At 36.8% G+C, this 21,804-nt stretch carries 15 protein-coding genes and 1 pseudogene; 6 read left to right on the plus strand and 10 right to left on the minus strand.

The annotated features are described in order from the left end of the window. Positions 1-65: 65 nt before the first annotated feature. Positions 66-908, minus strand: a complete 843-nt coding sequence (locus BLE01S_RS13430; protein WP_411825145.1) for an SAM hydrolase/SAM-dependent halogenase family protein — start codon at positions 906-908, stop codon at positions 66-68. Between the two features lie 361 nt (positions 909-1,269). Between BLE01S_RS13430 and BLE01S_RS13435 the strand changes: the two genes are divergently transcribed. Beyond that, complete coding sequence (locus BLE01S_RS13435) at positions 1,270-3,243, plus strand: alkaline phosphatase family protein (RefSeq protein WP_066142995.1); 1,974 nt, start codon at positions 1,270-1,272, stop codon at positions 3,241-3,243. Between the two features lie 41 nt (positions 3,244-3,284). Here the strand turns inward: BLE01S_RS13435 and BLE01S_RS13440 are convergent, their stop codons facing one another. The 6 genes from BLE01S_RS13440 to BLE01S_RS13465 form a co-directional block, all read right to left on the minus strand. Next, positions 3,285-4,046: an iron ABC transporter ATP-binding protein gene (locus tag BLE01S_RS13440; protein WP_066142998.1), complete on the minus strand. Its 762-nt coding sequence runs from the start codon at positions 4,044-4,046 to the stop codon at positions 3,285-3,287. Next, entirely contained in the window at positions 4,043-4,993 is a 951-nt protein-coding gene (locus BLE01S_RS13445; RefSeq protein WP_066143003.1) for an iron chelate uptake ABC transporter family permease subunit, read from the minus strand. The genes BLE01S_RS13440 and BLE01S_RS13445 overlap by 4 nt, the downstream gene beginning before the upstream one ends. Further along, positions 4,986-5,936: an ABC transporter permease gene (locus tag BLE01S_RS13450; RefSeq protein WP_066143006.1), complete on the minus strand. Its 951-nt coding sequence runs from the start codon at positions 5,934-5,936 to the stop codon at positions 4,986-4,988. The genes BLE01S_RS13445 and BLE01S_RS13450 overlap by 8 nt, the downstream gene beginning before the upstream one ends. Before the next feature lie 431 nt (positions 5,937-6,367). Beyond that, positions 6,368-7,861, minus strand: a complete 1,494-nt coding sequence (glpK, locus tag BLE01S_RS13455) for a glycerol kinase GlpK (RefSeq protein WP_066143009.1) — start codon at positions 7,859-7,861, stop codon at positions 6,368-6,370. Continuing rightward, on the minus strand, positions 7,858-8,436 hold the full coding sequence (locus BLE01S_RS13460; RefSeq protein ID WP_066143012.1) for a glycerol-3-phosphate responsive antiterminator: 579 nt from the start codon (positions 8,434-8,436) through the stop codon (positions 7,858-7,860). The genes glpK and BLE01S_RS13460 overlap by 4 nt, the downstream gene beginning before the upstream one ends. Positions 8,437-8,544: 108 nt before the next feature. Beyond that, positions 8,545-11,160, minus strand: coding sequence for a purple acid phosphatase family protein (locus BLE01S_RS13465; protein WP_169800031.1), 2,616 nt, complete (start codon positions 11,158-11,160; stop codon positions 8,545-8,547). 694 nt (positions 11,161-11,854) lie between these two features. Here BLE01S_RS13465 and BLE01S_RS13470 point away from each other — a divergent pair. The 4 genes from BLE01S_RS13470 to BLE01S_RS13485 all read left to right on the plus strand — a co-directional run bounded on the left by BLE01S_RS13470 (position 11,855) and on the right by BLE01S_RS13485 (position 17,440). Further along, positions 11,855-13,375, plus strand: a complete 1,521-nt coding sequence (locus BLE01S_RS13470; RefSeq protein ID WP_082788730.1) for a glycine betaine uptake BCCT transporter — start codon at positions 11,855-11,857, stop codon at positions 13,373-13,375. A gap of 222 nt (positions 13,376-13,597) precedes the next feature. Continuing rightward, entirely contained in the window at positions 13,598-15,139 is a 1,542-nt protein-coding gene (locus BLE01S_RS13475; protein WP_066143018.1) for a spore germination protein, read from the plus strand. Beyond that, a complete protein-coding gene (locus tag BLE01S_RS13480; protein WP_066143021.1) occupies positions 15,136-16,248 on the plus strand; it encodes a GerAB/ArcD/ProY family transporter in 1,113 nt (370 codons plus the stop codon). The genes BLE01S_RS13475 and BLE01S_RS13480 overlap by 4 nt, the downstream gene beginning before the upstream one ends. Beyond that, positions 16,220-17,440, plus strand: coding sequence for a Ger(x)C family spore germination protein (locus tag BLE01S_RS13485; protein ID WP_066143024.1), 1,221 nt, complete (start codon positions 16,220-16,222; stop codon positions 17,438-17,440). The genes BLE01S_RS13480 and BLE01S_RS13485 overlap by 29 nt, the downstream gene beginning before the upstream one ends. A gap of 446 nt (positions 17,441-17,886) precedes the next feature. Here the strand turns inward: BLE01S_RS13485 and BLE01S_RS13495 are convergent, their stop codons facing one another. The 3 genes and pseudogenes from BLE01S_RS13495 to BLE01S_RS13505 all read right to left on the minus strand — a co-directional run bounded on the left by BLE01S_RS13495 (position 17,887) and on the right by BLE01S_RS13505 (position 20,514). Then, entirely contained in the window at positions 17,887-18,345 is a 459-nt protein-coding gene (locus BLE01S_RS13495; RefSeq protein ID WP_066143431.1) for a flavin reductase family protein, read from the minus strand. A 450-nt stretch (positions 18,346-18,795) separates the two neighbouring features. After that, positions 18,796-18,990 (minus strand): annotated as a pseudogene (locus BLE01S_RS13500) (KGG domain-containing protein); the annotation flags it as partial. A gap of 201 nt (positions 18,991-19,191) precedes the next feature. Next, positions 19,192-20,514, minus strand: coding sequence for a hemolysin family protein (locus BLE01S_RS13505; RefSeq protein WP_066143035.1), 1,323 nt, complete (start codon positions 20,512-20,514; stop codon positions 19,192-19,194). 385 nt (positions 20,515-20,899) lie between these two features. Here BLE01S_RS13505 and BLE01S_RS13510 point away from each other — a divergent pair, with 385 nt between their 5' ends. After that, on the plus strand, positions 20,900-21,763 hold the full coding sequence (locus tag BLE01S_RS13510) for an undecaprenyl-diphosphate phosphatase (protein ID WP_066143038.1): 864 nt from the start codon (positions 20,900-20,902) through the stop codon (positions 21,761-21,763). Positions 21,764-21,804: the final 41 nt, after the last annotated feature.

Raw genomic sequence — 21,804 nt, forward strand, 5'->3', positions numbered from 1 at the left:
TTACTATCAAGTTTACCATAAGATTGGGATTTTTCGCTTCCTTAAGGGCTGATTTTAATGAATACTTATCCTTTAGTGATACGTATTTTCCAATCGATCCCAGTAGCTATTTGATACTTCTCAGCAAAAGATGCTTGATTAATTGCAACTGCGACATTATCAAGTGAATTAATATATATAAGCGCTTCTCCAACTTTATTATCAGCAAAGGACTTGCCATAAATCATTTTCTTTTCATATATTCGAGTCGCATCATGGTCAATCGCTACTTTTACATATCCTCCATATTCAACACCAAGTTCAAGCAATAAGGAACGGCTAATATTCGTCCAGAGATTTCCATATCTAACATCAAGAACATCAATCATTCCTGATAGTGTTCCATCTTCAAGACTTGCCGAAAGAAAAGGCAACTGAACGATTGAGCCTAAATCATTCTCAGGTCCTACTGTTTCAAATGTAATCGTGTTTGATGCCAACCTTGCAGCAGTAAACGCATAGATATCCCGTCCATGGAAAGTGTGTGATGCACCTGAATTAGGTAACCGATTAAGTTTTTCATCAATCGTACGGATCTCTGTAATTCCTATTTCCTTATGAATATGTGTCAGCGTGCCGTTATCCGGAGTAACGATATAATGGTTAGAAGCCGTTTTAGCTACAACACTTCTACGTTCTGATCCAACACCAGGGTCAACAACAGAAACAAACACAGATCCTTCGGGCCAATATAAAATTGTCTGCAGTAATCGATAGGATGCTTCCCAAATATTGTATGGCGGAATTTCATGGGTTAAGTCAAAAATTCTGAGCGAAGTATCTACACCATTAGCAACACCATACATTGCACTTACTGCACCATCTCCAAGACCAAAATCTGATTGAAAAATTAAGGGACTGCTCACTATGTTCTTCCTCTCTGACCTGAGCGTAACTAAGCTCCGTTGAATTTTATGAAAATTGCGATTGTAATAATGCTAATATACGACATATTCTTTGTCAACATAACTCCTAAAATGTTAACGCATACATTATTTTATATACACTCACACTTATTAAATAGCAGGTTTTTCAAGTTTTATAATCAAGATGGCAGGGAAAACAAAGGTAACTAAGTAGAAAAGTGACAAGCTTCTATAAAGCCTAGTTGCGTCACAGGCGGATCTCAAGAACCTTGAAGAGATAACGGAAACACGATAAGACAACATCTCATCCAGAGATTTTTACGCCATCATAGACTTGTAGCTACACAAAGAAAGGACTAGAGCCATGAATTTACACAAAATCATCATCCCCTTTACTATGATTACCTTAATAGCCCAGCTTATTTCACCGCTTACTTTTTCTGCTGCATCCAATGATAGCAATACACATATAGTCGTTTCATTTGATGGGATGCGCCATGACTTCACTAAGCAATATATGGACGAAGGAATACTTCCAAATTTTAAAAAAGTAAAAGATAGTGGATTATTTGCTGAAGATATAAAAACAATCTTCCCATCACTAACATCAGCTTCCCATGCTGCTATATCCACAGGTGCAAAACCTGATAAAACAGGCATGATAAGTAATAATCTTCATCAAACTGGAGGTAAACTCACTGATAAACAGAGCGCATTCTTTTCCCCTCTGGATGAAACCCCCATATGGGCGGAAGCACGAAAACAAGGAAAAAAAACTGCGACAATTCTATTTCCTGGTTCTAACCCAAAAGAAGGAAGCAAAGCAGACTATTCCGTTTATTATGATGAAACTTGGGCTGAAAGCTCTCTTGAAACACTTACTTTTAAAGATGCAGCCAATTGGACGAATCTTCCGAATAGCTATAGCCCTATGAAGGAATCAGTTATTCAAATTAAACTAGAAAAAAAGAAAGAACAAAAGGTTTATATATTAGCTACTGATTCTACTAATAACAACAAAGTTGATTATGATACTTTTTATATTTCTACTAATAAGGATAGAAGTCAGGCAAAAGCTGTACATGCAAATGAATGGGGAACCATATCATTAAAAGAAAATCATAGTATGGGATTTTCTTTTAAATTAAAGGACCTAGACCCTTCATTGTCTAAAGCAAAGCTATACAGAACTGCTGTAACGTCAGCCGCTATAGATGGGCCTGCAGGTTTTAAACAGGACATTCTTGATAAATTTGGCTTTCTTCCGATCCAAGATGATGATCATGCGTTAGCAGAAAATTGGATCACACGAACAGAGTATGAAGAAATTAGTGAACGATTTGCTAAATGGACAACAGATGTCTCCCTTTACATAAAAGAAAAGTACAAACCCGATTTATTAATGTTTTATTATCCTCAAATTGATCATGAGGAACATAAATATCTTTTAGTAGATCCTAGACAACCCGGATATTCAAAGGAAAAATCTCATCAATACATGAATTATATTAAATGGGCCTACCGATTGGCTGATCAATCTCTCAGTGAAACATTGCAATCAATGAATAATCAGGATCTAATATTTCTCGTTTCTGATCATGGAATGGAGCCTGTTCATACAACAATCGATCCAAATAAGGAACTGGAAAAGGCTGGACTATTATATAAAGATAAGAATGGTAATATAGATACCAAAAAATCGAAAGCATATACACTAGCAAGCGGTTCAATAGGTCATATTTATATTAACTTGGCAGGCCGTGAAAAAGATGGGATTGTTTCAGAAGGAGAATATGACGATGTTCAAGAGGAAATAGTAAATATTTTTAAAAAGCTAAAAGTCGAAAGAAAAAACACATCTAAAAAGGAAACTATTCATTATTTATATAATAATTGGTCAGATAAAATCCGCAATGATGAAGCAGACTTCTCTCATACCTCTTCTACTTTGCAAGGAATGCTTCGGGTAATATTCGGGGCGAAAGAGAAGCCTTTTGAAGAAGTAATCGCTGCAGGAAGTAAAAATGAAAATATGCTAATGCATAAACGAGCTGGTGATGTATTATTAATTGCCAAGCAAGGTTATTATATCTCTCAAGATGATGATGAAACAGTAAAAGTAGCGGCTGAATTAGGAAACCACGGCGGGAATCCGGATCGTAAAGAATTGCGGCCTGTTTTATTTGTAGCAGGTGACGAGATAACGCATGCAAATATATCACAACCGATAACTACGTTAGATATCGCTCCTACATTATATAAACTAATGGGACTTAAAACACCGGAATTTGTTGATGGAGCAGCAATTGAGGAATTAATAAATACCGATAATAAATAAAAAAAATCCTGCTTCCCAACAAAGGGAGCAGGATTTTAATATTATGAGTTAAAATAAACACAGATCCGACAGTTGCTCAACTGTTTGATCGGAATATCCATGTCATAAATCTCTTTAAGGGAATCGGACTGAATAATTTCCTCCGTAGGACCATCCTTTACAACTTTCCCGTTTTTTAATGCCACAATTCTATCAGAATAAACCGATGCGAAGTTAATGTCATGTAATACAATTACTACTGTTTTTCCTAAGTCATCAACAAGTCTGCGTAAAATTTTCATAATTTGTACTGAATGTTTCATATCCAAATTATTCAAAGGCTCATCAAGTAAAATATAGTCTGTATCTTGGGCAATTACCATCGCAATAAATGCTCGCTGACGCTGACCTCCAGATAGCTCATCAAGATAAGCATCCTCCATGTCATCTAAAGCCATATATTCAATTGCTTGATCAACCATCACTTCGTCTTTCGCCGTTAAGCGACCTTTAGAATATGGAAAACGCCCGAACGCCACTAGCTCACGAATTGTTAAACGCACATTCATATAGTTGGACTGCTTCAAAATCGATACCTTTTTTGAAAACTCATTTGATTTCATGCCTCGTACATCCGTCTGATCAACAAGCACTTCACCAGTATCAGCTGCTAGTAGACGACTTACCATCGAAAGCAATGTAGATTTTCCTGCACCGTTCGGTCCAATAAAAGATGTAATTTGCCCACGCTGAATATCAACCGTTACATCTTCAACAACCCGCTTTTTACCATATAATTTAGTCAAACTGCGTACTTGTATCATGTGGATCGACTCTCCTTCAGCAATAAATAAATGAAATATATTCCGCCAACAAAGTTGATGATAACGCTAAGTGTCGTAGAAAAAGTGAACACACGCTCCACGATCCATTGGCCCCCTACAAGAGCAATAACACTCATTCCAACCGCTCCACTGATTAAAACATTATGTTTGTACGTTCGGAAAAACTGATAAGATAAATTCGCTACAATTAAACCAAAAAATGTAATTGGCCCGACTAAAGCAGTGGAAATAGCAATCAGAATGGACGCAATAACAAGCATTTGCTTGACGATTCTATCATAAGAGACACCTAAGTTGATTGCAGTCTCTCTTCCCAACGACAACACATCTAAATAAGCAATGGTTCGCCAGCCAAAAGCGATGACGATAGATATAAGTATAAGAGACAACCAGACAAGGTCGCCATTTACATTGTTAAAGCTCGCAAACATTCGGTCTTGGACTATTTGAAACTCATTTGGATCTATCAAAACTTGTAAAAATGTCGAGATACTTTGGAAAAAAGTACCCACAATAATACCGACCAAAAGCAAGAAATATATCGGTTGCTGCCCTTTTTTGAATAAAAACTGATAAAGCAACAAAGCGAAAATAATCATCGCCACTACAGACAATACGAAATTCACTTGTTTATTTACAATCGTAATATGATCTGATCCCAAAAAGAAGATCGCCAATGTCTGAATGAGTAAGTACAACGAATCAAGGCCCATAATACTTGGCGTTAGGATTCGATTATGAGTGATCGTTTGAAACACGACAGTAGCATATGATATGGCTAGTCCTGTTAATACCATTGCAAGAACCTTTATCGCTCTTCTTGGCAGTGCATAATCGAAACTTCCGTTTAAACCATGAAATAAATACAAACCGCAACATCCTGCCGCAATAAGTGCCAGAATGCCGATCTTTACCGAGTTACGCATATGCTTTCCTCCGAAACAGTAAATATAAGAAAATACCGCTTCCGATTACTCCAACCATCAGACTGATGGAAATTTCGTATGGATAAATAATCACGCGACCCAATATATCGCATACTAAAAGGAACGTAGCACCAAGCAGTGCTGTATGCGGCAAAGTTTTCTGTAAGTGATCACCTTTAGCTATAGAAATAATGTTTGGAATAATTAGTCCTAGAAACGGAATCATTCCAACCGTTAATACGACGGTTGCTGTGATAAGTGCAACTAGAATGAGACCGAAATTAACGACGCGTTTATATGCAAGCCCAAGATTTTTCGAAAAATCCTCTCCCATTCCCGCCACGGTAAAACGGTTTGCATAGAGATAGGCTACTATTATTACTGGTATACTAATATATAAAAGTTCATAACGACCTTTCATAATCATAGAAAAATCCCCTTGCAGCCAAGCAGACATGTTTTGAATAACATCCGCACGATATGCAAAAAATGTGGTCACGGAAGACAAGATATTCCCGAACATGAGCCCTACAAGTGGAATAAAAATAGCATCCTTAAACTTGATCCGATCTAAAATTTGCATGAATAAGAATGTACCAGCTAACGCAAAGGCAAAAGCAACAGCCATTTTTTCCAGCATCGTTGCATTCGCAAATAATAACATAGAGACGAGTATCCCAAGCCTTGTTGCATCTAATGTACCTGCAGTAGTTGGAGAAACAAATTTATTACGGCTTAGCTGCTGCATAATCAATCCAGCAATACTCATGCCTGCTCCTGCTAGAATAATAGCGATCAAACGAGGCAGACGGCTAATTAGGAAAATCCTCGTTTCTTCTGATTGAAAATCGAGTAAATCGAGAGGCGAAATACTGCTTACCCCAACGAATAAGGAAAGAAAAGATGCCAAAATAAGAAGTATGATCATATATCGAGTTTTCATAGTTACCCTCAACAATTCTATTTACCTATATTTATCTTTTAATTGAAAATGATTATCATTTCTACTATTTTCATTATAACATGGCGACCTAGAGTGTCAATAATGATCGATAATCATTATCAATATTATGAATTAATTGTGATAAATTAAAATCCTTCTAAATAGAAAAGCAGAAGCGCCTGTTTAGTGACGTACAAACTGCACCCACAGGAAGTGAGAACGTCAACGTTGCTACAGGACGTGGCGCTTGTCGAGGAACCTTATCCCCGAGATAAAGGAAACACGCGGAAGTCTGCTAAGGCGCTCGCACGGGAGCCGGAAGCTTGCTCTTTACCTCGATTCCCTAGTTTTTGAGAAAATTGATCTAAATACCACTCTTTTTAAGCCTTGTTAAAAGGCTGCCCCATTGTACAGAGACAGCCCCAACTAATCTATTTAAATACCATCGCTGCTTTTACTGCTTTTTCCCATCCTTGATAAAGTTTTTCCCGTTGTTCATCTTCCATATTAGGGCTGAATGACTGATCTAGATCCCAGCGATTTGCTATTTCAGAACGATCCTGCCAAAATCCTGTCGCAAGACCTGCCAGATAAGCCGCTCCTAGCGCCGTTGTTTCATTAATAACAGGACGTTCTACCGGCACATCTAATATATCGCTCTGAAATTGCATAAGGAAATCATTTTTCACAGCCCCACCATCAACACGGAGCGTTTTCAATGAAATACCAGAGTCTGCTTCCATTGCATCCAATACATCTTTCGCTTGGTAAGCAAGCGATTCTAGAGTGGCTCTGATAAATTGCTCTTTAGATGTCCCTCTTGTGAGACCAAAAACAGCTCCTCTCACATCACTATCCCAATACGGCGCCCCTAGTCCAACAAACGCAGGAACGACATATACACCATCCGTCGATTCGGCACGAGTCGCATAACTTTCACTCTCAGCCGAATCCTTAAACATTCTGAGGCCATCTCGTAACCACTGAATCGCTGAACCTGCCACAAAAATACTTCCTTCTAGTGCATACTCTACTTTTCCATCTAATCCCCAAGCAATTGTCGTTAATAAACCATTTTCAGATTTAACAGCTTTCTCTCCTGTATTCATCAACATAAAACAACCTGTACCATATGTATTCTTTGCCATGCCACTATCAAAACACGCTTGTCCAAATAATGCTGCATGTTGATCTCCCGCTATCCCTGCAATTGGCGCAGAGTGTCCGAAGAAATGATAATCTGCCGTATGTGCGTATACTTCAGAAGAAGGTCTTACTTCAGGTAGCATCGATTCAGGAATTCCTAATATATTAAGTAATTCTTTATCCCATTTTAAATCATAAATATTATACATTAGCGTCCTAGATGCATTTGTATAATCAGTGATATGTGCTTGACCACCTGAAAGCTTCCAAACTAACCATGTATCGATTGTTCCGAATAATAATTCTCCTTTTTCTGCTCTTTCACGAGCTCCCTCTACATTGTCGAGAATCCATTTCACTTTTGTCCCAGAAAAGTATGGATCAATTAACAAACCTGTTTTGTCACGGAATAAATCATTATACCCTTTCGCTTTTAATTCCTCGCAGATGTCGGCAGTTTGCCGTGACTGCCATACGATCGCATTATATATCGGCATCCCTGTTTTTTTATCCCATACAACGGCCGTTTCCCTTTGATTGGTAATCCCAATACCAGCAATTTGCTCGGGGTCTATGTTTTTCTCTGACAAAACACCAGCAATCACTGCCAATATCGAACTCCAAATTTCATTAGCATTATGCTCTACCCATCCAGATTGAGGAAAGTATTGCGTAAATTCCTGTTGCGATGAATGAAAGATATTACCTTCTTGATCGAATAGAATGGCTCGTGAACTTGTTGTGCCTTGATCAAGGGCTAGAATATATTTTTGTGTCATTTTTTCTCCTCCAGATTTTTCGTACTATAGTAATCCCATAACTCGCGGTGAGAAGTTGTAGCCGCACAAGCACCAGCTTCTAACGCAGCCTCTACCTCTTCCACAGTTCGGATTAGTCCGCCGCCAATTACTGGAATATTCGTTTGAGAATGAACCTCTTTAATCAAGTGGGGGACTACTCCAGGTAACACTTCAATAAAATCAGGTTTTGTTCTTTCGATTAATTGATAGCTTTTTTCAAGAGCAATTGTATCTAGTAAAAAGGTTCTTTGAATAGCAATAATCTTTTTCGACTTTGCTTTGGTCATCATATTTGATCTTGTAGAAATAATCCCAGCTGGCCTAATATCATTACAAATAAAGTCAGCAGCATAATCATCATTCTTCAAGCCTTGAATTAAATCAGCATGTACTAAAACCTTTTTTTGATACTTATTTGCCTCTTGCATTATATTTTTTAAATTACCGATATGAGCTTCCAGTAAAATAATATATTCAAAAGGGCTATTCAATAGTTGCTCGAATTGCTTAAAATTCCGTAATGCAGGTAATATTTTTTGATGTCGAAAGGGCATAAAAACATCCTCCTTTCTTTTACCATTGTGACCTTTTCAATTTACAAACAATTCAATAACATAATAAACGACAGATCACTTATTTCCTATTAATTAATAGCACTAAATTTATTTTGTAAGCTGATACCTGTCTATGATGGAACCATCCAATTTTTTCACAAGGATTTGGATCCCTCCGTTAGAGATAGTTACGTTTGTATACACCTGTGTTTTTTCATCAAAGTAAATCTTCATATATGATTGGGGTATAGCAGCATAAAACTTATTACCAGTGGAACCGGCAATCAAATAGGTTGTCCCTTCACTATTTATCTCCCCGTTTTTTAGCTGGCACGTGCGTATATATGAATGATCATGTCCTGAAATGACTAAATCAATCTCCAACTCATCAAATATCGCCGGAAAAACTTCCTGTACATTTTCACTTCCACCATCCGGATTTGAATAATAGGGAGAACGATGTTGTACAATTATTTTCCATTTCCTTTCTGTCTTCTGCATGATTGTCTTAAGCCAATTAGCTTGTTCTTTCAACCCTTCCTTTGTCGTTTCAGTGTTAAGTACTGCAAAACAGGCATTACCATAATCAAAGGAATAAACTGTTCCATGGAAATTATTCGGTCCATTATTTGGTACATTAAAAACAGTTTTAAACGTACTTATACCTGCCCCTATATTTTCATGATTGCCTACTGTTGGAACGATTGGCATGGACAGTGCTAGATCTGAATTGTTTATCGATTGAAAAAAAGCTTCCCAATGACGGAACAAATTCCCATCATCAATCATATCTCCTACATGGACAAAAAATGATGCATTGCTGTATTCACTTTTTGCTCTCATCATAATTTTCTTAAATAATCCATAGCCACTATTTGTTTGATTAGGCGGTGCCTGTGTATCACCTAATAATAGAAAATTAAACGATTCAGATTGATGCTTTGGCGTACAAAGCTTTCCTACTTTACTCCAGCCATCATTTGTTCCATCGCCTACACGATATACATAACAAGTTTCTTTTTCTAAACTTGTTAATGACACTCTATGCACCTGAACTTCGCCATTATCAAAGGCATATTCTTTACTTATTCCGGTTACGCGATTGACAGCTCCACCAGTAAATCCACTTTCTTCATATGCTTCTATTTGGACATATTCGATACATGTGTCCGTAATTAGAGAGGATGTAACCCATGTTATATTCATGCATGTTAAGTCTTCGCCAAAAGTAATATTCAACATTGTTGGCTGGCGCGAACATAACTGGTTTAGCACCTTCACCCTCGTTAAAAAACTATATTTTCTTTCTTTTTGAGCTTGGATCATTACACTGTCTGTTGTCTGGGCAAGTTGATTTGTACTTAATACACCACCTTTATTTGTGATGCCATATTCGTTTGCCCCATTGATAATCCTTGCTCCCTCTACAGGTCTTTCCCATTCATCTATTACTGTAATTTTACTATCGAATCCAATAGTGGCTCTATCAATACACATTTTATAATGAGCTTTCGATGTTACTTCCATGGGGGGAATATGCCATCTGAATTTCTCTGAACTTCCCCCTAATTTCGCCAAGCCTTCTTGAAATAATATTTTTACAGGTCCAGTTACATTACTTCTTAAACGAAAAATTACTTTTCCCAATTGAGCAATTGTCTGCCCTGCTTGAATGCTGTGCAGACCTTTTAATTCAAGATACATATGACCTGTTTCGGTAATCTCATTTACAATGATAGTATGTTCTGCGATCTGCTCGTGAAGCAATAATTGCTTATGAACCACTTCCACTTCATCAGGGTTAAAAACAAAATGAAGTTTTAGTGTATCAAATATATGAAGCTTGTTGATTTCAAGTTTTATTTCGAACAGATTTCCAATGTAAGCAATTGATTGTGAGTGAGCTTTTATTCCCGGCATGTTTCCATTCATTTCAAATTGCCATATCTTTTCACTTTCATTTCCTGCATGATCTTGTACAACAAGCCTTGTTTTGTGAGAACCATTCAATAGCTTTTGATGGGTACTACTAACTTCACCTGACCGCTCATTAAATTCTGTTTTCACTTCTATACCGTCCACATATAGCTTGATCGATGTTGGATTCACACCACTATCTTCATCGACTACTTGCGCCCTGATGCGACATTCACTTACATGCACAATCTCTCCTTCAGCAGGATATATTTTTGTAATTTCAGGATTTGTGACATCCTGATCATTTTCTCCATACATAGCTTGTATGTCATCGATATAAATGAATCCAGCATCTTTATTATCATTACTCGTTTCAATTATTCTTATAGGGATTTCTAATGTAAAAGGTATGGTTCTACCATGTGGGATAGATGCCTCAATGAATTTCCATCCATACCAATTTACCTTTTTTACAAACTCAATTTGAAACGCATGCTGATTTCCGTCTCTCATTTGAGCGCGAATCATATGTCCACTTCCATCTCCAAATACCCACATTCCGATGGAAGAAGGGTAATCCCTTATTATTATTCCTTCTTTTACATACGCATAGGCCCCTGAAGTACCAATCGTATTTGTAAAATCATATGAAAGTTTTAATGCATACAAACCAAAACGAACGGGTTCCGGATACGTTACATGGCTTATAGATACAGACTGACATCGATCCCCTCGTGATGTCCAATCGTTTATTTCTCCTTCAAAACTCTCTAATATGATTGGTTTCTGCCTTTTTCTAGTGTCCATCTTCATGATTCCTCCAAGAATTGTAACCGCTCTAATAAATATATCATTTTGAACCATTTACTTGTCCCTAAAAGAGGAATTTGTGGATAATTTCCCTTAATATAAGAAAACTACTAGAGCGACTGATTATATTTTTAAATCCGCCATAAAGGAGAATCAGCGAGGAAAATTAAAATGAAGCATTTCCATGTAACTAGAAACGCTGTAAATTCAGCCTCAATTGAAGCAATAATTTCGACCATAAAAACAATAAGTATAACAAGCAGTTTAAAACAGCAACTAAACCTTTAGCTGTGGAGTTGGATATGCCATACATATCTTATATTCTTCAGTTGAATTTTGTATTTAATCGCATTTTCCATCGGCAAAGCGTTTCAAGTTGGTGGATTAGAGGAATTAGTAACTATTACTGTTTCTTTACTCTTTTTGATTTTTTTGTCATTGAGATACCTCGTTTGACATATTTGGAAAAAAACTTATTTGGCAACGAATTGCTTTGTCCTTTACCGATAAAAGACCTTTTTCTATAAATACACCTACGATTATAAAACGTTATTACGATTTTTTTAAAGGTTTCTTTAATTGATATATGCTTCAATCATTGTTAAGGTAAAATGCGTGCATAAAACGTCATTTATTATGGGATATTTTACTTAATACAATTTCATATCTCATTAAAATGAAAGGAGAAATAATGAATAAAATTTCAAAGGTTTTTTGGATTTCAGCTGCTATTCTAGTGGTAGCAGTCATATTCGGCGTTGTTGCTCCAGAATATTTTGAGACCATTACATCTAATGTAGAAAGTTTTGTTACCTCAAGCTTCGGTTGGTACTACTTAATTTTAGTAACTATCATTGTTATCTTTTGCCTCTTCCTCATCTTCAGTCCAGTTGGAACGATAAAATTGGGTAAACCGGAGGAAAAACCCGAATATTCTAAAGTATCATGGTTTGCAATGCTATTCAGTGCTGGTATGGGCATTGGTCTCGTTTTCTGGGGAGCTGCGGAGCCGATCTCTCACTTTGCTATTAACCCGCCTACTGCTGATCCAGGCACAGACCAAGCAATAAAGGAATCGTTAAGGTTCACATTTTTCCATTGGGGCATTCATGCTTGGGCAATATATGCACTTGTTGGATTATGCCTTGCTTACTTTAATTTTCGCAAGGACAAGCCTGGCTTGATTAGCGCTACACTTAGCCCTATATTAGGAAAATATGCAAATAGCCGTTTAGCTACAATTATTGATGTGATTGCAGTTACTGCAACAGTTGTAGGAGTGGCAACCACGTTAGGTTTTGGTGCAGCACAAATTAATGGTGGACTTACCTATCTGTTTGGTATTCCTAATAATTTCGTTAGCCAGCTTATCATCATCGTCATCGTAACCATATTATTTGTGACGTCAGCATGGTCTGGACTAAGCAAGGGAATCAAGTATTTAAGTAATACCAATATGATCCTTGCGGCATTGCTTTTATTATTAATTTTCATCGTTGGCCCTAGTTTATTTATCTTAAACATGTTCACCGATACTGTTGGAGCTTATGTACAAAATATTATTGGGATGAGTTTTAGAATTGCACCACTTGATTTGCAACATCGAGAGTGGATTAATGGATGGACCATTTTCTATTGGGCTTGGTGGATTTCATGGTCACCATTCGTAGGAATTTTCATCGCTCGTGTATCCAGAGGCAGAACAATTCGTGAATTCCTAATAGGCGTACTATTACTTCCGGTAGTTGTCAGTTTCATATGGTTTGCGGCATTCGGATCAACAGCCATTGACATTCAACAATCTGGTCTTATTGATCTGACGAAGTTCTCTACTGAAGAAGTTTTGTTTGCCATCTTTAATGAACTGCCGTTTTCAACTTTACTATCTTATATCGCGATTTTCTTAATCGCTATATTTTTCATTACCTCGGCGGATTCAGCTACTTTCGTTTTAGGAATGCAAACAACATATGGATCGTTAGCCCCACCGAATAAAGTAAAACTGACATGGGGGGCGATTCTCGCAGCAATGGCAGCAATTCTTTTATACAGTGGTGGATTACAAGCTTTGCAAAATGCACTTATTATTGCAGCTTTTCCTTTTTCCATCATTATCATTTTAATGATGTTATCCCTTTATAAAGCCTTGATGAAAGAGAAAAAGGAATTAGGTTTATTGATTTTACCAAAAGAACCTAAGAAAAAGAGATAATTAAGATCAGCCCTCGTTGTAAGTCGAGGGCTGTCTTTTTTATTGATCTCATAGTCTCTGGAGCTTGAGATCATACTTCGAAAACACCCTTCATGATCGATCCTCTTTTGCCCGTCTCCCCTAAACAAGTGCTTTCTGCTTTTCTATATTTAAAGGGTATCAATTCTCCTATTTGGCTCATACTGACATTATTAAGCTATATTTGCTCGGAGGTTGGACATCATGGCTTTTTTTAAGAAAACGAAGGAATCTCAAGATGGTTCAACGAATAATAATGAACCCTTGAGCAAGGATTTGCTTTCTAATGTAAATAAATTAAAGGAAGTATTTTCATATCCCAAAAATAATGCATTAAAAATGCGTGATCTTTATCTCCCTTTTCACGAAAAAAACTGTACAATTTTTTTCGTAGAGGGTGCGGTTGATACAAATCTTATCGATACACATATCGTCGAACCTTTGCTAACAAAAACCGAAGCATCTATATTAGATTCAGGATTTATTAATACGTTAATAGAGCGCGTGCTAACAACGGCTAACGCTAAGGAAATAGCATCCCTTCCAGATACGATTAAAGATTTATTGAACGGAAATACAATTATTTTAATCGAGGGTGAGCAGCCGGGAATCTCTATCGAAACAGCTGGATTCGAAAATCGTTCCGTTACCGAACCGACAACTGAAATTGTAATTAAAGGACCTAAATCAGCTTTCATTGAATCTGTTTCTGTAAACCGCTCTCTCATACGGAAACAGATTCGAGATCCCAAATTGATGTGTGAGTTTACTTCAGTAGGCGAAAGGGCGCCACTGCAGATTTCTATTATGTATCTGGAGGATATTGCTGATTCAACCATCGTAGAAAATGTAAAAGATCGATTAGCTAATATCAATAGCGATGCAATACTTACATTGTCTACTTTGGAACAGCATATTGAAGAAAGGTCATATTCTCTCATGCCGTCTACATTAGAGACGGAGCGACCTGACAGAGCCGCTTCTTTTCTCCTAGAAGGACATGTTGTATTGCTAATGGAAAACTCACCTTCGGCTTTAATTGTTCCGATTACTTTTTGGTCTTTATTCCATACAGTTGAAGATCAATATTTACGTATGCTGTACGGAAATTTTATTCGTACTATTAGGCTGGTATCATTGTTGATTGCACTATTCACACCTGCCTTTTATATTGCAGTAACAACTTTTCACGCTGAAATGCTTCCAACTGATTTAATGCTTGCAATCAGCTCAGCAAGAGAAAGAATTCCCTATCCTGTTATTATTGAAATCATTATTATGGAAGTAACATTTGAAATCTTAAGGGAAGCGGGTGTTCGTGTACCAACTACTCTTGGAACAACGATTGGAATCGTAGGAGCCCTCATTCTCGGCCAGGCAGCTGTTCAAGCAAATTTAGTTAGTCCTATTCTTGTCATTATTGTTGCAATAACGGGTCTTGCTTCATTTACGATTCCGGATATTAGCTTAAATATTGCAGTGAGAATGTTACGCTTTCTCTTCCTTTTAACTGCCTTTTTAATGGGCTTCTTCGGGCTGGCAATCTTTACAGCACTTTTAATTGCCTATCTCGTTTCTATTAAATCATTTGGTGTGCCATTCTTCGCACCATTAAGCCCTCACTTTCCATCATCCAAGGATATGATATTAAGGCCACCTGTTTGGAAACAATGGATACGTCCTTTATCAACGTCTCCAAAAGATAAAGCAAGAGAGCCTAAACCAGAAAGGAATACAGGCCCATGATTAAAGTAGCGGATGGCAAAATGGGCACAAGAGAATTCACTTCCATTATCTTGCTATCTATCGGAATGAAGATTACGGATTCAACGCCAAGTCAACTCTATATTGCGGGAGAAAATGCAGCTTGGATGATGCCTTTATTCTTCATAATATTAATAGGAGTACCTTTTTTTATCCTATTATCATTAATGAAAAAACATCAGAAAGGCTTAATTGACCTTATTTTCAGTCTCACAGGAAAATACTTAGGGACCATCATCACTTTCTCCTTGTTTCTTATGCTAAGTATTGGTGTTATATGGAGTGTAAGAAGTTATATTACGATTGTTAACACAGCATATTTTCAACAGGCACCGATTCAGGCCCTTTTATTTCTAATGCTCCTTTTTTGCTTCTTTGTTGCTAAACGCGGATTGGAGACAATTAGCCGATCGGCATGGTTTATTATTCCGACAATTGAAATCTTATTAATCGTTCTTATTGTCTCCGTTTGGAAAGAAGTAGATTGGATGCGGATATTCCCAATTGCCGGTCCTGGTTTTAAACAATTAATCAAAGAAAGCGCCAGTACTAGCGGTTTGTTTAGTGAACTCATCTTGCTCACCGCTTTCTTCTCCTTTACTCGCTCTTATAAAAGTTTTCGTTTAGCCGCTTTTATTGGTTTTACTATTTCTTGTTTCAAAATGGTGCTATTTCTTGCTCTCTATGTAGCAGTCTTTGATTATCCTTCTACTTTAAAAATGTTATATCCACATCAACAATTAACGAGAATCGCTGAATTCGGTGAATCAATGTCACATGTGGAAGGAGTATTTTTTATCTTTTGGATGGTTGGTTCGATTATTCGATTTTCTATTTACCTGTATTTAATCGCCTTTCTATTTGCCGGATCATTACGTTTAGATAAATTTGAACCGCTCGTTTTACCTTTAACTGGGTTAATCTTTTTGGGAGCATTACTGTTCGAAAATGTGTTTATTTTGAATCCTTTTCACAGGCAATTTTTTAGCATCGTCTCTTGGATACTTATGTTACTTCCTTTCATTTTGTGGGTGATTGATTGGTGGAAAGGACGGAGGAAAAATGAAGCTTCTAAAAGTTCTCTTAGTTAGCGCGGTCCCGATCTTTTTACTAACAGGATGTTGGGGTAGTTCTGAACTGGAAGAGAATGCCTACGCTGTAGTGATTGGTCTTGATAAGGCTGAAGATCACATGGTTGAAGTAACTTTTCAAATAGCGAATCCACAGGTAGGATCAACAGAAACAGGAGCAGCTCAAAGTGAACCACCTAGTGATATTGTTACAGTCACAGCACCGGATATACTGTCTGCTAAAGAGTTGGCGAATAGTATCGTTTCTAGAAAACTAAACTTGGATCATTTGCGAACGATTATTATCGCAGAAGACTTCGCTAAAACTAAATTAGCTCATCATACAATTGCCTCTTCTATTATTGATCCTGAAATGCGGCGGGAAAATAATATAATCGTAAGCAAAGAAAAAGCGAGTGAATTTATTAATAAAAATAATCCCAAATTAGAGACACGCCCACATAAATATTATATGTTTATGCAGAAAAGATGGAGAGATACTGGATTTGTGCCTTATTCCACTCTCAATCGCTACTTTCAACGATTGTCAGGTGAACTTTTTTTAGCTATTTACGCAACAACGGAAAAAGATGAAATTGTGAAAAAAAATGAAGATGACTATCTTGCTGGCCAAGTGCCGCAAAAATCTGGTGATCCCGTACAAATGATTGGATCAGCAGTTTTTAAAGACGGTAAAATGATTGGAACATTAACTGGTGCAGAAACGAGAATATCTTTGTTCTTAAGACCAAAAGGACTATCCCATTCTGTCATTCAATCATATCCTGACCCTATCAATGATCAATATCGTATTTCAGTAAGGATGATGAAAAAAGGTAAAACAAAAGTAAAAATTGACACAAAAACAAATCCAACTGAAGTAAAGGTAACAGTTCCAGTAGCATTACAAGTATTTTCTAATCCGAGTTTGAGCAATTATACAACAAATTTAAAAAACCAACAGCGCCTTAAAGAGTCGATAAAAGATACATTAGAAAAGGAAACAATCGATTTCATCAAAAAAACACAAGATGAATTTAAAAGCGAACCATTTTTATGGTATTTAGAAGCACGTCAGACATTTTGGACAATTGATGAATATACTCAATACAATTGGCCAAAAAAATACTCCGAAGCGAAAATCGAAGTAAACTTCAACGTCGAAATCGAAAACCTCGGAGAACAACTAAAACCAGCAGTCATCAAGAAGTAAGGTGCCTGGAGAAGTAAGGTGCCTGGCACCCAAACAATTCAGAATCTTGTCAGTGCCAGGCACTCGTGTAATACACTCACAAAACAAAAAGGATTGGAAATGGTGCATATGGGTTATTTAATTATAGGGCTGTCCTTATATTTAATGTACTATACGTTTAGTCTGGCTCGAACAATTTGGAAAGAAGGAAATAAGTTTGCGGGTTTCATTATTACAATCATGGCAACATGCTTTCCAGTTTTATCGATCATTTTGAAATTGAAGTAAGCAAAAGCTTTGACGAGTACAAATACGAAACAATTCAGAATTATGTCTGTGCCTGGAATTATGTCTGTGCCTGGCACCCAAACAACTCAAACCACTCAAACAATTTAAACAGCACGAGTAACATAAAAAATTCCCGGTGGCTTTTGCTTTGCAGCGCAAGCGACCGGGATTCTTTATCATCATGTAATTTTCTTATATTTGCCTTCGAAGAAAGCTAGTGGTTCTCCATCTTGTACACGTAGGTCAGTAACTTCGCCAATATATAATGTATGGTCGCCAGCAATCACAGAATTTTGCACCGTACATGTTATATTAGCCAACGCGTCTTTAATAACAGGGGCGTCATTAAAAGTATCAAAATCAATTTGTCTTTCTTCTTTAATCTGCCCTGCAAAATAAGCTGACAGATCTTCTTGGTCCTCATTTAAAATGCTGACCGCGAAAGTACCGGCTTCTTTTATAAGTGGATTAATCGACGCATCTTCACCAATAGAAACAAGGATAAGCTTTGGATTTAGTGAAACAGATACAAAGGCATTCGCTGTCATCCCATGCACTTTTCCTCCAATTTTCGTCGTAATGACAGTGACACCAGTTGCAAATTTCCCCATTGCCGTTCTGAATATTCGATCTTCCATTTTCTCTACCATTCCCTTCGTTCAGGGGAGTTTACCCCATTATATAAAATAATCATTGATTACATTTTATCTTTTGTTACAGAAAAAATATGAAATGAAAAATTGCTAGTTTATAAACTTTCCTAATATTTCTTTCGTTTCTTTACATCTCTATCCATTCCATCTTATACTCTTTTTAAATAAATTGCACTGACAATGCTTTTAATATGACTATCCTTAAATTATATGCTTCATACCTTAATGTCCTTCCATTCATAACACATCTTTTTAAACATTCTCCTCACCAATTATTTATTTACTCAATAAAAAATCCTTAATTTTACCGATAGGCAAAATTAAGGATTAAAAATTTAAGACTCTATACAGATTTTAGTTTCATACCTGGAGTCATTTTTATTCACTATTATACGTTTATATTACTCACTTTTCGTTGCTATTATTACCCCGCTGTTTAGCGCGAGCTTCTCCACCTTTTTGGCCAATCTCTTCGTAAAAATCTCTGTCATGATTTTTAGATGTAGCTTCCCCACCCTTTTGGCCGATTTCCTCATAAAATTCTCTGTCGTGATTTTTCGCTGTAGCTTCTCCGCCTTTGCATCCTGCTTCTTCCACCGTCATTTTTTTATTATTGTTTTTGTCTGCCATTGAAAATTCCTCCTCTATCGGTTTTATTATCTTTGGCTTGTACACTCTTACTCTTCCTGTAATTTCTACCTTATAAACCTTATTTACAGAAAAACACCCTTATTTAATGTGACTGTAATTAATATGTAATTATAAAAAAGAAGCTGATTCGCAAGCAGCTATTCGCTGACTTTTGAAACAACCTCTTGATTTGATCCTATTTTAAGCTTCCAATTCAATTGGAGCAGGCTCTTCTTTCCTAGCTTCGATAATTTGGATTTGGTGTCCTTCTACTTCTTTCACAGTAAATATAAAACCATCAGAGTGAATGCTTTCTCCCTCTGCAATATCAAAATTCTGTGATAAAATCCAGCCACCAAGCGTGTCAACTTCTTCATCAGATAATTCAGTGCCAATCAGATCATTTACTTCATGTATAAGCACTTTTCCACTGAAAGAATAATGATCTTCATCCACTTTTGTCACATCAGCAACTTCATCCGTATCAAATTCATCTCGGATCTCTCCGACAATTTCCTCAATGATATCTTCTACAGTAACAAGTCCTGATGTACCACCATACTCATCTAGTAATACTGCCATATGAGTATGCTCTTTTTGCATTTTCAATAATAGATCATGGATTGGAATCGTATCAATGACAAGAATTACCGGTTTTAAAAAGCCAGTGACTTTCATATCGGATTCCGGCTCAGCATCCTTGATTTGTGCCATTAAAATATCTTTGATGTTAATGATTCCAATAATATTGTCTTTGTCACCTTCATAAACAGGATAGCGAGTAAATTTTTCCTTTTTAATTACAAGCATCCAATCTTCAATATCCTCTTCAGTAGAAAGAGAAATCATTTTCGTTCTCGGCACCATGATTTCTTTAGCGATCCGATCATCAAACTTAAAGATGTTATTTACATATGTCAATTCGGCCTGATTGATTTCACCGCTTTTATAGCTATCAGACATGATAATGCGAAGCTCCTCTTCCGAGTGGGATACCTCGTGTTCTGATACAGAGTTAAGCCCAAACATTCTTACCAGTAACCGGGCAGATCCATTCAATGCCCAGATAAAGGGGAACAAGATTCTATAAAACCAAACAATCGGTTTTGCGAAAGTGAGAGTAACGGCCTCGGCTTTTTGAATTGCTACAGTTTTAGGCGCCAATTCCCCTACTACAACGTGTAAAAATGTAATGATCAAAAATGCAATAGCAATCGAAACAATATGTGACAGAGACGCATCAATTCCAAGTCTGTCAAGCAAAGGATCAATTAGACTTTTTATGGCAGGCTCTCCAAGCCAACCAATTCCAAGTGCTGTAACTGTAATCCCTAGCTGACAAGCCGATAAGTATTCATCCATGTGCGTTACTACATGCTTAGCTGCTTTTGCCCCGGGCTTTCCTTCTTCCACAAGCTGATCAATCCGCGAGCTTCTAATCTTGACGATAGCAAATTCCGTCGCAACGAAAAATGCGGTTAAAGCAATCAATACTGCAATACAGAGTAAACTGACTATGTCCAAATGGTTCACCTTTCAATGAAAGGTGTACACCTCCTGTGATTTAAATTAGTCCATTGCGCATATCCGGCGATAGACTTTTATAAAATATATTATACTATATGATTTCTCATCTTCATAATACTAAAAACTTTTTTTTTCGTTTTTAAAAATCAACATCGTTAGAGATACCTAGAATGAAAGTTTTTGTTTTTTAAAATACGTTAACTTCCAAGCATTGCTCAACGTATTCCATTATATATTTTCATGAAATATGTAGTCGTAAGTGCATGTAATACGTCTATACATATATTGGTTTTTTCATAAAGAGGGGCTGTTTATCCTCTTTTCTTTTCTTCCAGATAAATGTAGAATAGAAACTTATAGTGAAAGTGAGGAATTAGTAATTATGAATATTTGGGACTTAATTGTTGCTTTAATACTAGGAGTAGTAGAAGGGTTAACTGAATTTGCTCCTGTTTCTTCTACAGGGCATATGATTATCGTCGATGATATGTTATTAAAATCAAAAGACATTTTAGGTTCACAGGAAGTTGCTAATACTTTTAAAGTTGTAATCCAACTCGGCTCCATTATGGCGGTTGTTATTGTTTTCTGGTCACGTTTATGGAGCTTAGTCGGGGTAAATATTGGTAACTCCCCAAAAACAGAATCACCTGATTCTAGATTAAAATTGACACATGTCATTATTGGGCTCATTCCTGCTGCTATTTTTGGTTTTGCATTTGAAGATTTTATCGATAAATACTTATTTAGAGTGGAAACTGTCCTTGTTGGTTTAGTTGCTGGTGCACTACTAATGATTTTAGCCGATTGGAAAACGAAGCGTGCCGAAAAGGAAAATTATCATTATGAAGGAAATTCCTTGGACGAAGTATCTTATAAGCAAGCATTTTTAATTGGTCTATTTCAATGTATCGCTTTATGGCCAGGATTTTCCCGTTCAGGCGCAACAATTTCAGGAGGCGTATTGATGGGCCTTAAATATCGTGCTGCAGCTGACTTCACTTTCATTATGGCTGTGCCAATCATGTTTGGTGCAAGTGCTGTATCACTATTGAAGAAAATGGATGTTTTAACAGTTGATGTTATTCCATTCTTCGCAATTGGTTTCATCAGTGCATTTTTATTTTCATGGTTATCTATTCGCTTTTTCTTAGCGTTGATTAGCCGGATTAAATTATTACCTTTCGCAATCTATCGAATTGTACTTGCTATTATATTAGGTATTGTTTATATCTCGGTCATGTGATCGTATGAAGAGTTCTCCTTTTTAGGGGGACTTTTTTTTTT

It is taken from the genome of Lederbergia lenta NBRC 16444, from assembly GCF_001591545.1.
GTDB classification, from domain to species: Bacteria; Bacillota; Bacilli; order Bacillales; family Bacillaceae_C; genus Lederbergia; species Lederbergia lenta.